The sequence below is a fragment of the Variovorax paradoxus genome, from assembly GCF_030815855.1.
Taxonomy (GTDB): Bacteria; Pseudomonadota; Gammaproteobacteria; order Burkholderiales; family Burkholderiaceae_C; genus Variovorax; species Variovorax paradoxus_M.
Genome location: NZ_JAUSXG010000001.1, coordinates 5,016,462 through 5,030,367, shown reverse-complemented (window position 1 = coordinate 5,030,367; position 13,906 = coordinate 5,016,462). Strand labels below are relative to the sequence as shown.

Below are 13,906 nucleotides of genomic sequence, written 5' to 3'. Positions count from 1 at the left end.
GCCCCAAGGGGGGCCTGCGCCCCCACGGGGGGCAGCGAATACACGAAGTGATGGAGCGTGGGGGTCATATCACCCGAGCGCTTTCTTGTAGCGGCCTTCGACGAGGCGGTTGTAGCTCAGCATCACGATGAGATTCGCGACAAGCAACGTGAGTGCAACGGCGGCGCCCAAGGGCCAGTTCAATTCGCTGAGGTACTCGTCGTAAACGACCGTCGCGACCATCTTCAACCGGCGCCCGCCCAAAAGCCCCGGAATCGCAAACGAGCTTGCGGCCAGGCCGAACACGATCAGGCTGCCCGAGAGAATGCCCGGCATCACCTGCGGCAGCACGATGCGCCTGAGCGCGGTGAAGTGCGACGCCTTGAGCGACAGTGCGGCGTTCTCCACGCCCGCATCGAGCTTCTGCAACGAGGTCCACACCGGAATCACCATGAAGGGCAGCATCACGTGGACCAGCGCGACGATCACCGCGGTCTCGGTGTAGAGCATCTTCACCGGCCCGATACCGACCAGCCGCAACAGGCCGTTCACCGCACCTTCGGGGCCGAGCAGCATGCTCCAGCCGAAGGCGCGCACCACCACCGAAACCAGCAGCGGCGCCAGCACCACCAGCAGCAGCACCGAACGCCACGGGTTGCGCATGCGGCTCAGCACGTAGGCCTCGGGCGCGCCGACCACTACGCAGATCAGCGTGACGAGGCCCGAGATCCAGAAGGTGCGCCAGAAGATGCCGTGGTAGTACGAGTCGGTGAACACGTGCGCGTAGTGCTCCAGCGTGAACTCGCCGGCCTTCGGTCCGGTGGCCGGGTCGTAGACATTGAACGAGAGCACGGCGGTGAGCGCGAGCGGCACCATCAGCAGGGCCGCGAACAGCAGCAGCGCCGGGCCCGACAGCCACCATGGCGTGGCCTTGTTCTTCATTCCGCTCATGCGGCCACCGCCACCTCTTCGGCCGGCAACAGGCGCGTGCAATGCGCGGGCCAGTCGATGCCGGTCGCGTTGCCTTCGTCGAGTGCTTCGCGGCCGTCGTTGGGGCTCAGCACCATCAGGTCGCCGGCGGGCGTGCCCAGGCGGTAGAGCCATTGGCTGCCAAGGAAGAAGCGCTCCCGTACCTGGCCGTCGAGGCGGCCGCGGCCGGCCTCCACCAGCTGCAGTTTTTCGGGGCGAACGCTCATCAGCACCCGGTCGCCCGGCTTGTAGCCGGTGTCGTCCACCTCGACCGTGAGCGAAGCGACCTCGACATGGCAGCTGCGCGCGCCACAGGCCGTGACGCGTGCGTTCAGCAGGTTGGCCTTGCCCACGAAAGTCGAAATGAAGCGCGTGCTCGGGTGCTCGTACACGCGGTGCGGGTGGTCGATCTGCGTGGCGCAGCCGCCTTCCATCACCACCACGCGGTCGCTGATGGACATGGCTTCGCTCTGGTCGTGCGTGACCATCACCGTGGTGGTGCCGACCTTGCGCTGGATCTGGCGCAGCTCGAACTGCATTTCCTCGCGCAGCTTGGCGTCGAGGTTGGAGAGCGGTTCGTCCAGCAGCAGCACCGGCGGCTCGATCACGAGCGCGCGGGCCAGTGCCACGCGCTGGCGCTGGCCGCCCGAGAGCTCGCGCGGGTAGCGCGCGGCGTGCGCTTCGAGATGAACGAGCGCGAGCGCCTGCTTCACCCGTTCAGCGCGTTCGGCTTTCGGCATCTTGCGCATCTCAAGGCCGAAGCTCACGTTGTCGGCCACCGTCATGTGCGGGAAGAGGGCGTAGGTCTGGAACACGATGCCCAGGCCTCGCGTGTTGGCCTTTGCATGCGTGATGTCCTTGCCCGCGAGCTCGATGCGCCCGCTCGACACGGCCTCGAAGCCCGCAATCATCTGCAGCGTGGTGGTCTTGCCGCAGCCCGAGGGGCCGAGCAGCGACACGAACTCGCCCTTCTCCACCGTGAGGTTCATGGCCGACACGGCGCGGGTGGCGCCGTAGAACTTGGTCACGTCGGTGAGCCGTAGGAATGACATGGAAGGGCCTTTCTGCGCGGTCGTGAATGGCGTGCAGCACCTTGGTGCGCGCCATGGACAAGAGAGAACTTTCAATTCACTCTATTGCAACGATCACGCCAGTTCGCCTCGGGTATTCCATTAATCAGAATATTTCCGCGATTTATTCCGTTCAACGGAATATCATGGCGGAAACTGAGTTGGAAATTCCACAGGAGAAGGCATGGAAACCCCCACGGCCGCGAGCGGCGGCATCCCGCGTGTGTTTTCGGTGCTCCGCGCACTCGGCGCGGTGCAGGCCGAAGGCGGCCGCGTGACCCAGATCGCACGGTCCGTGGGCCTCACGCAGGCCACCACGCACCGGTTGCTGCAATCGCTCATGGCCGAGGGCATGGTCGAGCAGGACGAGCGCAGCAAGCTGTACCGGTTGAGCATCGATTTCTTCGCGCTCGCGGCCAGCGCCGGCAACCCCGGCGACCTGCGCTCCATTTGCCGGCCCGTATTGCTGCGCCTCTGCGCGAGCCTGGGCGACAGCATCTTCCTGCTGGCACGCAGCGGCTTCGACGCGATCTGCCTCGACCGCAGCGAAGGGCCGTTTCCGATCCGCTCGTTCACGGGCGACATCGGCGGGCGCATTGCGCTGGGCGTGGGGCAGGGCGCGCTCGCGATCCTGGCGTTTCTGCCAGAAGCGGAGCGCGAGGAAGTGATCCGCTTCAACCTCTCGCGCGTGCGCGAGTACGGCGTGTACGACGAGGTGTATCTGCGCACCGAGATCGAGCGCGTGCGCCAGGCCGGCTATGCGGGGCGCAACACCGGCCTGCTCGAAGGCATGGCCGGCGTGGCGGTGCCGATCCTCGATCGAGAAGGGCGTGCCGTGGCTGCGCTGAGCGTCGGCACGATTGCCGACCGGCTCAACGCCGACCGCATGCCCACGGTCGTCGAGCTGCTCAAGCGCGAAGCCACGGCCATCGGGCCGAAGATCAATCCCTTCGATGCAACGCTGAGGCGGCCGGCGCAGAGTTTGGCGGGGTCGCCGGCGGGGCAGAAGATTCCGCTGCCCGACGCGCCCGAACCCGTCTAAGGGCGGCTTCGGCGGTGCCGTTCATTTCAGCTTGCTGTCCTCGCGCTTGGCTTCCGCCATCGCCTCGGGCTCCAGTTCCTCGGCGTAACGGTTGAGCCGGATGAAAACGCCCCAGCCTGCCATCAGAAGTCCGACGGCGCCGAGCATCGCGGAGGCGTGCAGCATCAACCCGGGCGTTTCACGCGCCTTGAATGTCGCGACCAGCCCTTCCACCGCGACGGCGACCACGATCACCACCATGAACCGTGAGAGAAACCGGCGCACCCGAGTCGGCGCGCCGATGTGCGCGTCCCGAATCACCTCTTCTTCCAGCACGGTCTGCGAGATCTGCAGCGCCACGACAGCGGCCGCCAGCAGGCCCACCGCCTCGATGATCGCCTCGGCCGCCGGAAGATCGAGGCCCTGCAAGACCGCACCCCAGCCGGCGCGCGCCGCGATGACGATCAGGACGAGCGATGCGGCGGCGAAGGCGAGCGCCATCAGTGCATGGATCGCGGCGTAGAGATAGCGGATCGCTTTCATGGGCGTGCGGTGCGGTGCAGCGCGGGCGTGCGGAGGTGACGCATCTTGGATGCTGTCTGAGCGAGTGCGCGTAGGCGCGCAGCCCGTCGCACAGGAGGCCCGGCCCGAGTTCATTCCGCAAACGCATCAGGTCCTTCCGTTTTTTCACTAGGCAAGCGCACGGGATTCGCAGATATTGACCGGGTTTCCCGCTGCCTTTCCTTCTTTCTTCTTCTCCTCCTCCTTCCCGGAGCGCGCCCATGTCCGAAGCTCAAGCCCCTGTCTCCCTCCCTGCCGAAGTCGAACAGCTGCTGCAGCGCCTCGGCGTGTCCCGCGCCGCCTACACCGGTGGCCAGCTGGCGGTGCGCTCGCCGGTCACCGGCGAGCTGATTGCGCAGGTGCCGCAGACCACCGCGGCAGAGGCGGCCGCGGCCATCGGCCACGCCCACGACGCCTTCAAGGCCTGGCGCAATGTGCCCGCGCCGCGCCGCGGCGAACTCGTGCGCTTGCTGGGCGAAGAACTGCGCGCCGCCAAGAGCGACCTCGGCCGCCTCGTCACGCTCGAAGCCGGCAAGATTCCGACCGAAGGCGCGGGCGAAGTGCAGGAAATGATCGACATCTGCGACTTCGCGGTCGGCCTCTCGCGCCAGCTCTACGGCCTGACCCTGGCCACCGAGCGCGCCGAGCACCGCATGATGGAAACCTGGCATCCGCTGGGCGTGTGCGGCGTGATCTCGGCCTTCAACTTTCCGGTGGCGGTGTGGTCGTGGAACGCGGCGCTGGCACTGGTGTGCGGCGACTCGGTGGTGTGGAAGCCGTCCGAGAAAACCCCGCTCACCGCGCTGGCCGTGCATGCCATCGCGCAGCGCGCCATCGCGCGTTTCGGCGAAGATGCGCCCGAAGGCCTGCTCGGCCTGCTGCTGGGCCAGCGCGACATCGGCGAGGTGCTGGTCGACGACCACCGGGTGCCGATTCTCTCGGCCACCGGCTCCACCGCGATGGGCCGGCAGGTGGGGCCGAAGCTGGCCGCACGCTTTGCCCGCGCGATTCTCGAACTCGGCGGCAACAACGCCGCCATCGTCACGCCCTCGGCCGACTTGGACCTCACGCTGCGCGGCATCGCGTTCTCGGCCATGGGCACGGCCGGCCAGCGCTGCACCACGCTGCGCCGCCTGTTCGTGCACGACAGCGTGTACGACGCGCTGGTGCCCAAGCTCGCCAAGGTGTACGGCAATGTGCGGGTCGGCGATCCACGCGAAGCCGGCACGCTGGTCGGGCCGCTGATCGACCGCGCGGCGTTCGACGGCATGCAGAAGGCATTGAGCGAAAGCCGAGAGATCGGCGCGACGGTGCATGGCGGGCAGCGCGTCGAAGGCATCGGTACCAATGACGCCTACTACGTGCGCCCCGCACTCGTGGAGCTGAAGTCGCACGCAGGCCCGGTGCTGCGCGAAACCTTCGCACCCATTCTTTATGTGGTGCGCTACAGCTCGCTCGACGACGCCATCGAGTGGCACAACGCGGTGGGCGCGGGCCTGTCGTCGTCGATCTTCACGCTCAACGTGCGCGAGGCCGAGCGCTTCATGTCCAGCGCCGGTTCCGACTGCGGCATTGCCAACGTCAACATCGGGCCGAGCGGTGCCGAAATCGGCGGCGCCTTCGGTGGCGAGAAAGAAACCGGCGGCGGGCGCGAAGCCGGCTCCGACAGCTGGAAGGCGTACATGCGCCGCGCGACGAACACGATCAACTATTCGACCGCGCTGCCGCTTGCGCAGGGTGTCACGTTCGATATCGGGGATTGAGGCTCGCCCCCAGGCTCCGCGCACTTCGTGTCGCTTCTCCAACCCCCTGCCGGAGGCGACATCTGCGGCCCGGCGAAGCCGGTTCCGCGATGTCCCACGAAAAAGCATGCCGCGCCCTTCGAAGAAAAATTACCAGGAGACAGAGAAGATGACAAAGCAACTGAAGATCCTCGCCACCGCAGCGCTGCTCGCGCTTGCATTCGGCAGCGCCACCGCGCAGCAAGCCCCCACCGGCGGCACGCTCGACAAGATCAAGACGAGCGGCAAGGCCGTGCTCGGCGTGCGCGAGGCCTCGCCGCCCATGGCCTACATGCTGGGCGCGAACGAGAAGTACGTGGGCTACCACGTCGAGCTCTGCGAGCGCGTGCTGAAGGACATCGCACCGTCGGCCAAGCTCGAATACATGGCGGTGACGGCGCAGAACACCATTCCGCTGGTGCAGAACGGCACGCTCGATATCGGCTGCGGCCCCACCACCAACAACACCGCGCGCCAGCAGCAGGTGGCCTTCGCGCTCACCACCTATGTGAGCGAGGTGCGGATGGCCACCAAGGTCGATTCGGGCATCGGCTCGCTCGACCAGCTGGCGGGCCGCACCGTGTCGGCCTCCACCGGCACCACCGCCGTGCAGCTGCTGCGCAAGCGCGAGCGTGCGCAGAACACCACCATCACCACGATGCTCGGCAAGGACCACCTCGAGAGCTTCCTGCTGATGGAGTCGGGCCGCGCCGATGCGTTCGTGCTCGACGACAACCTGCTCGCGGGCATCATCGCGAACGCGAAGAACCCGTCGGCCTACCGCATCGTCGGCGAGGCGCTGGGTTCCGAGCCGATCGCGCTGCTGTTCCGCAAGGACGATCCGGCGTTCAAGACGGCGGTGGACGATGCGCTGCGCAAGCTCATGAAGAGCGGCGAACTCGAGAAGATCTACACCAGGTGGTTCGTCGCGCCGATTCCGCCGAAGAACACCAGCCTGAACCTGCCGATGAGCGCGGCGCTCAAGCAGCTCATCGCCGAACCCAACGACAAGCCGCTGGAGGCCTACGCGAAGTGACAGCTGCTGTTCTTCTCGATTCCGCGCCTTCTTCGGCGGCCGCGTTCGTGCCCGCGCAGCGCGTGCGCGCCATCGGGGTGTCGGAAATCCTGCGCATCACCGACCATGCCAACGCGCTCAAGCGTGCCGGCCGGCCGGTGATCGTGCTGGGCGCGGGCGAGCCGGACTTCGACACGCCCGAGCACATCCTCGCCGCCGCGGCCCGCGCCATGGCGCGCGGCGACACGCGCTACACCGTGCTCGATGGCAGCCCGGCCATGAAGGCCGCGGTGCAGCTCAAGTTCAGGCGCGACAACGGGCTGGACTTTGCATTGAATGAAATCAGCGTGGGCGCGGGCGCCAAGCAGGTGATCTTCAATGCGCTGATGGCCAGCCTGAACCCGGGTGACGAGGTGATCCTGCCCGCGCCCTACTGGACCTCATACGCCGACATCGTGCAGATCTGCGGCGGCGTGCCGGTGAGTGTGCCCTGCAGCGAGGTCAATGGTTTCCGGATGGCCGCTGCGCAACTCGAGGCGGCTATCACGTCGCGCACGCGCTGGCTGTTCCTGAACTCGCCATCGAACCCGAGCGGCGCGGCCTACAGCACGGCGCAGCTCGCACCATTGTGCGAAGTGCTGCTGCGGCATCCCGCAGTGTGGGTGCTGGCCGACGATATCTACGAACACATCCTTTACGACGGCCTGGCATTTGCCACGCCGGGGGCCGTGGAGCCGCGGCTGCGCGAGCGCACGCTTACCGTCAACGGCGTGTCGAAGGCCTATGCGATGACGGGCTGGCGCGTCGGCTACGGGGCAGGGCCGCGCGCCTTGATCGCGGCGATGGCGGTGGTGCAGAGCCAATCGACCTCGTGCCCCTCATCGGTGAGCCAGGCGGCCGCGATCGAAGCGCTCACGGGGCCGCAAGACATCGTGGCCGAGCGGTGCGGCGACTTTCAGGCACGCCGCGATTTCGTGGTGGCCGCATTGAACCGCGCACCGGGCCTGCATTGCCGCGTGCCCGAAGGCGCTTTCTATACGTTTGCGAGTTGCGCGGGCGTGCTCGGACGGCGCACGCGCAGTGGCACGCTGCTGCAGACCGACAGCGATTTCTGCAGCTACCTGCTGCAGGACTACGAAGTGGCCGTGGTGCCGGGCAGCGTGTTCGGGCTTGCCCCGTATTTCCGCATTTCGTATGCGACGTCGGTGGCGCAGCTGGAAGAGGCGTGTGCGCGAATTGCCGCCGCATGCGAAGCTCTCGAATGACCCCGCATTTCTCCCTCCCCTTCCGGGGGAGGGCAGGGGTGGGGGCCGGCGCCGCAGCAATCGCTGTGAGCGCATCCAACGCCCCGTGCCCCCATCCCAACCTTCCCCCGGAGGGGGAAGGAGCCAGTACGAATACCTATCCTTCGGAGTGCACATGACTTCTTCCCGCACCGGCGGCCAGATCCTGGTCGACCAGCTCATCACCCATGGCGTCGAGCAGCTCTTCTGCGTGCCCGGCGAAAGCTTTCTGGCGGTGCTCGACGCGCTGCACGATGCATCGATCGACGTCACGGTGTGCCGCCAGGAAGGCGGCGCCACGATGATGGCCGAGGCGCAGGGCAAGCTCACGGGCAAGCCGGGCATCTGTTTCGTCACGCGCGGACCGGGCGCCACCAATGCCGCGGCCGGCGTGCACATCGCGCACCAGGATTCGACGCCGCTGCTGCTCTTCGTGGGCCAGGTCGCGCGCGAGGCCCTCGGCCGCGAGGCCTTCCAGGAGCTCGACTACGGCGCGGTCTTCGGCACCATGGCCAAGTGGGTGGTGCAGATCGACGATCCGGCGCGCGTGCCCGAGCTGGTCTCTCGTGCTTTCCACGTCGCCACCTCGGGCCGGCCCGGTCCGGTGGTGATCGCGCTGCCCGAAGACATGCTGACCGAAGCCGCTGCCGTGGCCGATGCGCAGCCGTATGCGGTGACCGAAACCTATCCGGGCGCCATGCAACTGGCCGAACTGCAGCAGCGCCTGTCGCAGGCACAGCGGCCCGTGGTCATCCTGGGCGGCAGCCGCTGGTCCGAGGCCGCGGCGCAGCAGTTCGCCGGTTTTGCCGAGGCGTTCTCGCTGCCCGTGTATTGCTCGTTCCGCCGCCAGATGCTGTTGTCGGCCGAGCATCCCTGCTACGCGGGCGACCTGGGCCTGGGCGCGAATCCGCGCATGCTCGAACGCATCCGCAATGCCGATCTGGTGCTGCTGGTGGGCGGCCGCCTCTCGGAAGTGCCGTCGCAAGGCTACGAACTGCTGGCCATCCCGCAGCCGAAGCAGGCGCTGGTGCATGTGCACGCCGATGCCGACGAGCTCGGCAAGCTCTATCGTCCGGCGCTGGGCATTCACGCCACGCCGCAGGCGTTCGCCGAAGCCGTGTCCGCGCTGCGCCCCGCTTCACCGCCCGCCTGGGCGGCCGAGACGAAAACGGCGCGCGAAGACTTCCTGCGCTGGAGCGACCCGGCGCCGATCCGCATTCCGGGCCCGCTGCAGATGGGCGAGGTGATGCAGCACCTGCGCGACGTGCTGCCGGCCGACACCATCTTCTGCAACGGCGCGGGCAATTTCGCCACCTGGGTGCACCGCTTCTGGCCGTTCCGCGCGTTCGCAAGCCAGCTGGCGCCAACCAGCGGTTCGATGGGCTATGGCCTGCCGGCCGGCGTGGGTGCCAAGCGGCTGTGGCCCGAGCGCGAGGTTGTCGTGTTCGCGGGCGATGGCGACTTCATGATGCACGGCCAGGAGTTCGCCACTGCCGTGCAGTACGGCCTTCCGATCATCGTGGTGCTGCTCGACAACGCCATGTACGGCACCATCCGCATGCACCAGGAAAAGCACTATCCCGGCCGCGTGAGCGCCACGCAGCTGAAGAACCCCGACTTCTGCGGCTATGCCGAAGTGTTCGGCGGCCACGGCGAGCGCGTCGTCAGCACCGAAGAGTTCGGCCCCGCGCTGGCCCGCGCCCGCGCGAGCGGCAAGCCCGCGATCCTGCACTGCCTGCTCGACCCGGAGGCCATCACGCCGGGCAGCACGCTGCAGTCGATCCGCAAGGCGGCGCTTGCCGCTGGCTGACCGGTGAGCGTTCGCCCGGGAAAGGGTCAACGCAGCTTGCCTATGTAGCGCTGCAGCGGGTTCGGCGCGTTGCCGTCGGCCGCTCGCGCTGCCAGCCGCGCGGCGCGCGCCAGCGGCTCCATGGCCTGCTCGAGGCGGGTGGCGAGCAGGTAGAGATCCTCATCCTTGGTTTCCGCGGCATGTGCGCGCGTCATGCGCACGATCTCGGTGGCGTACTCGGCATTCGTGGCCATCCATTCGGTGTCGGTCACGCGGCCGTGCTTTCGCCGCAATGCCACGTGAAGGCGCGCGGCAAGGGCAATGCGTTCGCTTTCGGACATGGACATGGCGCTCCTCGACGAATGGCTCAACCGCTTGCGTGCACAAGTCGTGCCACGTCGACGGATGTCGTTAACGCTCCGAAACACTTTTGTTTGCGCAGGGCAGCTTCGAGGTAAGGCAAAGCGGGTAATTCCCAATGCACTGGCCCGGTGCACCGCCTAAAGTCTGCCCACTCGCGAACGGGCCAAGCTCGTGCTGCCGAGGGTCCGAGGAGACAAAATTCGGTCTACAAGAAAAATTCTTCAAGGCTTCCGTTCGAGAAGCCGTGTTTGAACTTGAAAGGCGCCGCTGGTCGGCGCCTTTTTTATTGCCCAGCGCCCTTCCGTTCCGGTCAAATTCTCTCTGGCCGAACTGCGCTCTTGCCCACGTCCTGTCTCTGGATGAAGCTCGCTTTTTGATAGCGGATCGGGTGCGACAATCCCGGCATGGAAATGCTGGTGGTAACGGGCGCCTCGCTGCTCGCGGGCTTTGTCGATTCGATCGTCGGCGGCGGAGGGCTGATTCTCGTGCCGGCCCTTTTCGCGGTCTTCCCGGGTGCGCCACCGGCCACGTTGCTGGGTACCAACAAAAGTGCTTCCATTTGGGGCACGGCGGCCGCTGCGGCCCAGTTCAGCCAGCGGGTCCAGATGCGCTGGGGCGCGCTCTGGCCGGCCGCCCTGCTCGGATTCGCCGGCTCGATGCTGGGGGCCTGGGGCGTCACCGTGTTCCCGGGCGACTTCCTGCGCCGGGCATTGCCCATCGTGCTGCTCGGCGTGCTGCTCTACACGCTGGCGCGCAAGGACCTCGGGCGCCACCACGTTCCGCGATTCAGCGGGCGAGCTGAAACGCTGGCGGCCTGCGCCATCGGACTGTCGATCGGGTTCTACGACGGCTTCTTCGGCCCGGGGGCGGGCAGCTTCCTGGTGTTTCTGTTCGTGCGCTGGATGGGCTACGACTTCCTGAACGCGTCGGCCTCGGCCAAGATCATCAACACGTTGACCAATGCCGCGGCATTGATCCTGCTCGCCGCCAAGGGCCATGTCTGGTGGCACTATGGGCTGGTGATGGCAGTGGCCAACGTGGCCGGCAGCCTGCTGGGTACGCGTGTTGCGCTGAAACACGGCGCCGGCTTCGTGCGGGTGGTGTTCATCGTCGTCGTGAGCGCGCTGATTCTCAAGACCGCCTATGACGCCTTCCTGAAATAGCAAAACAAGAAAGTCTCATCCATGGCATTGCCAGAGTCCGCTGTACCCGTTGAACGCCCCGCACCCGTCAGCTTCTGGCAGGCCTTCGCCTACTGGCTCAAGCTCGGCTTCATCAGCTTCGGCGGCCCGGCGGGGCAGATTGCGCTCATGCACCAGGAACTGGTGGAGCGCCGGCGCTGGATCTCGGAAAAGCGCTTTCTGCATGCGCTCAACTACTGCATGCTGCTGCCCGGCCCTGAAGCGCAGCAGCTCGCCACCTACATCGGCTGGCTCATGCACCGCACCTGGGGCGGGATCGCGGCGGGCGTGCTCTTCGTGCTGCCGTCGCTCTTCATCCTGATCGGGCTGTCGTGGGCCTACATGGCCTACGGCCACGTGCCGGCCGTGGCGGGCCTGCTCTACGGCGTGAAGCCCGCGGTCACGGCCATCGTGCTGTTCGCCGCCTGGCGCATCGGCTCGCGGGTGCTCAAGAACGCGTGGCTCTGGGCGATTGCCGTGGCCGCCTTCGTCGCGATCTTCGCGCTGCGGCTGCCGTTTCCGCTGATCGTGCTGTCCGCCGGGGCCATCGGCTACTTCGGCAGCCGGTTCGCGCCGGCGTACTTCACGCCGGGCGGCGGGCACGGCGCCGCAGCGGGCTCGGCTGGCCCGGCGCTGATCGACGACGACGCGCCCACGCCGCAGCACGCCCTTTTCAGTTGGGGCCGCTTCGCGCGCGTGCTCGCAGTGTTTGTTTTGCTGTGGCTCGGCGCACTGGGCGCGCTCACGGCACTGTACGGATGGAGCGGTGCGCTCACGCAGATGGCCTGGTTCTTCACCAAGGCGGCGCTGCTGACCTTCGGCGGCGCCTATGCGGTGCTGCCCTATGTGTTCCAGGGCGCGGTCGACCACTATCACTGGCTCAGCGCCACGCAGATGATCGACGGCCTCGCGCTCGGGGAAACCACGCCGGGCCCGTTGATCATGGTGGTGTCGTTCGTGGGCTTCGTCGGCGCCTGGGGCCAGGCGCTGTTCGGCCCCCATGCGCTGTTCGCGGCCGGCGTTGCGGGGGCGACGGTGGTGACCTTCTTCACCTTCCTGCCGTCGTTCCTGTTCATTCTGCTGGGCGGCCCTTTCATCGAGTCGACCCACGGCAACCTGAAGTTCACCGCGCCGCTGACCGCGATTACCGCGGCCGTGGTCGGCGTGATCGTCAACCTGGCGGTCTTCTTCGCCTACCACGTGCTTTGGCCGAAGGGCTTGTCGGGCCCCTTCGATTTGCCCTCGGCCGTGATCGGCGCCCTCGCGGCTATCGCGCTCTTCCGCTTCAAGGCCGGCGTGATTCCCGTGGTGCTCGCCTCGGCACTCGCAGGCATGGCCTGGCAACTGCTCGGGCGCTGACCGCTCGAAGGGTCATTCCTCGACGAACGCTTCTTCGCGCTTGGCCTTGATCGACGGCAGCAGCACGATGCCGAGCAAGAGCGCTGCCGCGACCAGCAGGCCCGCCGACAGCGGCCGCGTGACGAACACGCTCCAGGTGCCGCGCGACAGCAGCAGCGCGCGCCGCAGGTTTTCTTCCATCATCGGCCCGAGGATGAAGCCCAGCAGCAGCGGCGCGGGCTCGGTTCTGAGCTTGAGGAACAGGTAGCCGATAAAGCCGAAGATCGCGACCATCCACACGTCGAAGGTGTTGTTGTTGGTCGAGTACACGCCAATCGCGCAGAACAGCACGATGGCGGGAAACAGGAACTTGTACGGCACCGTCAAGAGCTTGATCCACATGCCGATCAGCGGCAGGTTCAGGATGATCAGCATCGCGTTGCCGATCCACATCGAGGCGATCAGGCCCCAGAACAGCTCGGGGTTGCTGGTCATCACCTGCGGGCCGGGCTGGATGTTGTGGATCGTCATCGCGCCCACCATCAGCGCCATCACGGCGTTGGGCGGAATGCCCAGCGTCAGCAGCGGGATGAAGGAGGTCTGCGCGCCGGCGTTGTTGGCCGATTCGGGCGACGCCACGCCGCGGATGTTGCCCTTGCCGAAGGGGACTTCGCCCGGCCGCATCTTGATCTTCTTCTCCAGCGCATAGGCTGCAAAAGCCGCCAGCAGCGCACCGCCGCCGGGCAGGATGCCCAGGGCCGAACCCAGGGCCGTGCCGCGCAGCACCGCCGGCGTCATGCGCTTGAAGTCTTCCTTGGTGGGCCACAGGCCCTTGACCTTGTGCGTGAACACCTCGCGCTCGTCGTCGGGCTGCGAGAGATTGCCGATGATTTCACCGTAACCGAACACGCCCATGGCAATCACCACGAAGCCGATGCCGTCGGTGAGCTCGGGAATGTCGAAGCTGAAGCGCGCGACGCCCGAGTTCACGTCGGTGCCGACGATGCCGAGCAGCAGGCCCAGCACGATCATGGCCACCGCCTTGAGCAGCGAGCCCGAGGCCAGCACCACGGCGCCGATCAGGCCCAGCACCATCAGCGAGAAATACTCGGCCGGGCCGAACTTGAAGGCCAGTTCGGTCAGCGGCGGCGCGAACGCGGCCAGGATCAGCGTGCCCACGCAGCCCGCGAAGAACGAGCCCAGGCCCGCCGCGGCGAGCGCCGGGCCCGCGCGGCCCTGCCTTGCCATCTGGTAGCCGTCGATACAGGTGACCACGGAAGATGACTCCCCGGGCAGGTTCACCAGAATCGCGGTGGTCGAGCCGCCGTACTGTGCGCCGTAGTAGATGCCGGCGAGCATGATCAGCGCCGACACGGGCGGCAATGCGTACGTAGCGGGCAGCAGCATTGCGATGGTCGCGACCGGGCCGATGCCCGGCAGCACGCCGATCAGCGTGCCCAGGATGCAGCCGACCAGGCAGTACAGCAGGTTGGTGAAAGTGAAGGCGACGCCGAAGCCGGTCGCGAGGTTGTGGAACAGTTCCATGGCGGTGTGCT

General features: G+C 67.0%; 12 protein-coding genes. 7 read left to right on the top strand and 5 right to left on the bottom strand.

What is annotated here, in order from left to right:
• Positions 1-69: 69 nt before the first annotated feature.
• Positions 70-930 (bottom strand): ABC transporter permease, encoded by an 861-nt coding sequence (locus tag QFZ42_RS23920; protein ID WP_307703355.1) that lies wholly within the window; start codon positions 928-930, stop codon positions 70-72.
• On the bottom strand, positions 927-2,000 hold the full coding sequence (locus tag QFZ42_RS23915; protein ID WP_307703354.1) for an ABC transporter ATP-binding protein: 1,074 nt from the start codon (positions 1,998-2,000) through the stop codon (positions 927-929). Before QFZ42_RS23915 ends, QFZ42_RS23920 begins: the two co-directional genes overlap by 4 nt.
• A 202-nt stretch (positions 2,001-2,202) precedes the next feature.
• Here QFZ42_RS23915 and QFZ42_RS23910 point away from each other — a divergent pair, with 202 nt between their 5' ends.
• Positions 2,203-3,060: an IclR family transcriptional regulator gene (locus tag QFZ42_RS23910; RefSeq protein ID WP_307703353.1), complete on the top strand. Its 858-nt coding sequence runs from the start codon at positions 2,203-2,205 to the stop codon at positions 3,058-3,060.
• Positions 3,061-3,081: 21 nt separating this feature from the next.
• Here QFZ42_RS23910 and QFZ42_RS23905 read toward each other — a convergent pair whose 3' ends face one another.
• On the bottom strand, positions 3,082-3,582 hold the full coding sequence (locus QFZ42_RS23905; RefSeq protein WP_307703352.1) for a hypothetical protein: 501 nt from the start codon (positions 3,580-3,582) through the stop codon (positions 3,082-3,084).
• 239 nt (positions 3,583-3,821) lie between these two features.
• On the opposite strand from QFZ42_RS23905, the gene amaB reads away from it, so the two are divergent.
• From amaB to QFZ42_RS23885, 4 genes are all read left to right on the top strand, one after another.
• A complete protein-coding gene (gene amaB, locus QFZ42_RS23900; RefSeq protein ID WP_307703351.1) occupies positions 3,822-5,363 on the top strand; it encodes an L-piperidine-6-carboxylate dehydrogenase in 1,542 nt (513 codons plus the stop codon).
• A 148-nt stretch (positions 5,364-5,511) separates the two neighbouring features.
• Positions 5,512-6,417, top strand: a complete 906-nt coding sequence (locus QFZ42_RS23895) for an amino acid ABC transporter substrate-binding protein (RefSeq protein WP_307703350.1) — start codon at positions 5,512-5,514, stop codon at positions 6,415-6,417.
• The gene (locus QFZ42_RS23890) at positions 6,414-7,661 is read left to right on the top strand and encodes a pyridoxal phosphate-dependent aminotransferase (RefSeq protein ID WP_307703349.1); all 1,248 of its coding nucleotides are present in this window, start codon (positions 6,414-6,416) and stop codon (positions 7,659-7,661) included. The genes QFZ42_RS23895 and QFZ42_RS23890 overlap by 4 nt, the downstream gene beginning before the upstream one ends.
• A gap of 154 nt (positions 7,662-7,815) precedes the next feature.
• Positions 7,816-9,489 carry a thiamine pyrophosphate-binding protein gene (locus QFZ42_RS23885; RefSeq protein ID WP_307703348.1) on the top strand — a complete coding sequence of 558 codons (1,674 nt, stop codon included), beginning with the start codon at positions 7,816-7,818 and terminating at the stop codon, positions 9,487-9,489.
• A 26-nt stretch (positions 9,490-9,515) separates the two neighbouring features.
• On the opposite strand, the gene QFZ42_RS23880 is transcribed toward QFZ42_RS23885, so the two are convergent.
• Positions 9,516-9,815, bottom strand: a complete 300-nt coding sequence (locus QFZ42_RS23880; RefSeq protein ID WP_307703347.1) for a hypothetical protein — start codon at positions 9,813-9,815, stop codon at positions 9,516-9,518.
• A 420-nt stretch (positions 9,816-10,235) separates the two neighbouring features.
• Between QFZ42_RS23880 and QFZ42_RS23875 the strand changes: the two genes are divergently transcribed.
• Both QFZ42_RS23875 and chrA read left to right on the top strand, forming a co-directional pair.
• The gene (locus QFZ42_RS23875) at positions 10,236-10,994 is read left to right on the top strand and encodes a TSUP family transporter (RefSeq protein WP_307703346.1); all 759 of its coding nucleotides are present in this window, start codon (positions 10,236-10,238) and stop codon (positions 10,992-10,994) included.
• 21 nt (positions 10,995-11,015) lie between these two features.
• On the top strand, positions 11,016-12,371 hold the full coding sequence (chrA, locus tag QFZ42_RS23870) for a chromate efflux transporter (protein ID WP_307703345.1): 1,356 nt from the start codon (positions 11,016-11,018) through the stop codon (positions 12,369-12,371).
• A 12-nt stretch (positions 12,372-12,383) separates the two neighbouring features.
• Here chrA and QFZ42_RS23865 read toward each other — a convergent pair whose 3' ends face one another.
• Positions 12,384-13,895, bottom strand: coding sequence for a tripartite tricarboxylate transporter permease (locus QFZ42_RS23865; protein ID WP_307703344.1), 1,512 nt, complete (start codon positions 13,893-13,895; stop codon positions 12,384-12,386).
• Positions 13,896-13,906 lie beyond the last annotated feature (11 nt).

Bases quoted from the DNA above. Each gene is read 5' to 3' on its own strand.
- QFZ42_RS23865 (WP_307703344.1), bottom strand. From the start codon at position 13,895: ATGGAACTGTTCCACAACCTCGCGACCGGCTTCGGCGTCGCCTTCACT.
- QFZ42_RS23920 (WP_307703355.1), bottom strand. From the start codon at position 930: ATGAGCGGAATGAAGAACAAGGCCACGCCATGGTGGCTGTCGGGCCCG.
- QFZ42_RS23895 (WP_307703350.1), top strand. From the start codon at position 5,512: ATGACAAAGCAACTGAAGATCCTCGCCACCGCAGCGCTGCTCGCGCTT.
- QFZ42_RS23915 (WP_307703354.1), bottom strand. From the start codon at position 2,000: ATGTCATTCCTACGGCTCACCGACGTGACCAAGTTCTACGGCGCCACC.
- QFZ42_RS23880 (WP_307703347.1), bottom strand. From the start codon at position 9,815: ATGTCCATGTCCGAAAGCGAACGCATTGCCCTTGCCGCGCGCCTTCAC.
- chrA (WP_307703345.1), top strand. From the start codon at position 11,016: ATGGCATTGCCAGAGTCCGCTGTACCCGTTGAACGCCCCGCACCCGTC.
- amaB (WP_307703351.1), top strand. From the start codon at position 3,822: ATGTCCGAAGCTCAAGCCCCTGTCTCCCTCCCTGCCGAAGTCGAACAG.
- QFZ42_RS23905 (WP_307703352.1), bottom strand. From the start codon at position 3,582: ATGAAAGCGATCCGCTATCTCTACGCCGCGATCCATGCACTGATGGCG.
- QFZ42_RS23910 (WP_307703353.1), top strand. From the start codon at position 2,203: ATGGAAACCCCCACGGCCGCGAGCGGCGGCATCCCGCGTGTGTTTTCG.
- QFZ42_RS23885 (WP_307703348.1), top strand. From the start codon at position 7,816: ATGACTTCTTCCCGCACCGGCGGCCAGATCCTGGTCGACCAGCTCATC.
- QFZ42_RS23875 (WP_307703346.1), top strand. From the start codon at position 10,236: ATGGAAATGCTGGTGGTAACGGGCGCCTCGCTGCTCGCGGGCTTTGTC.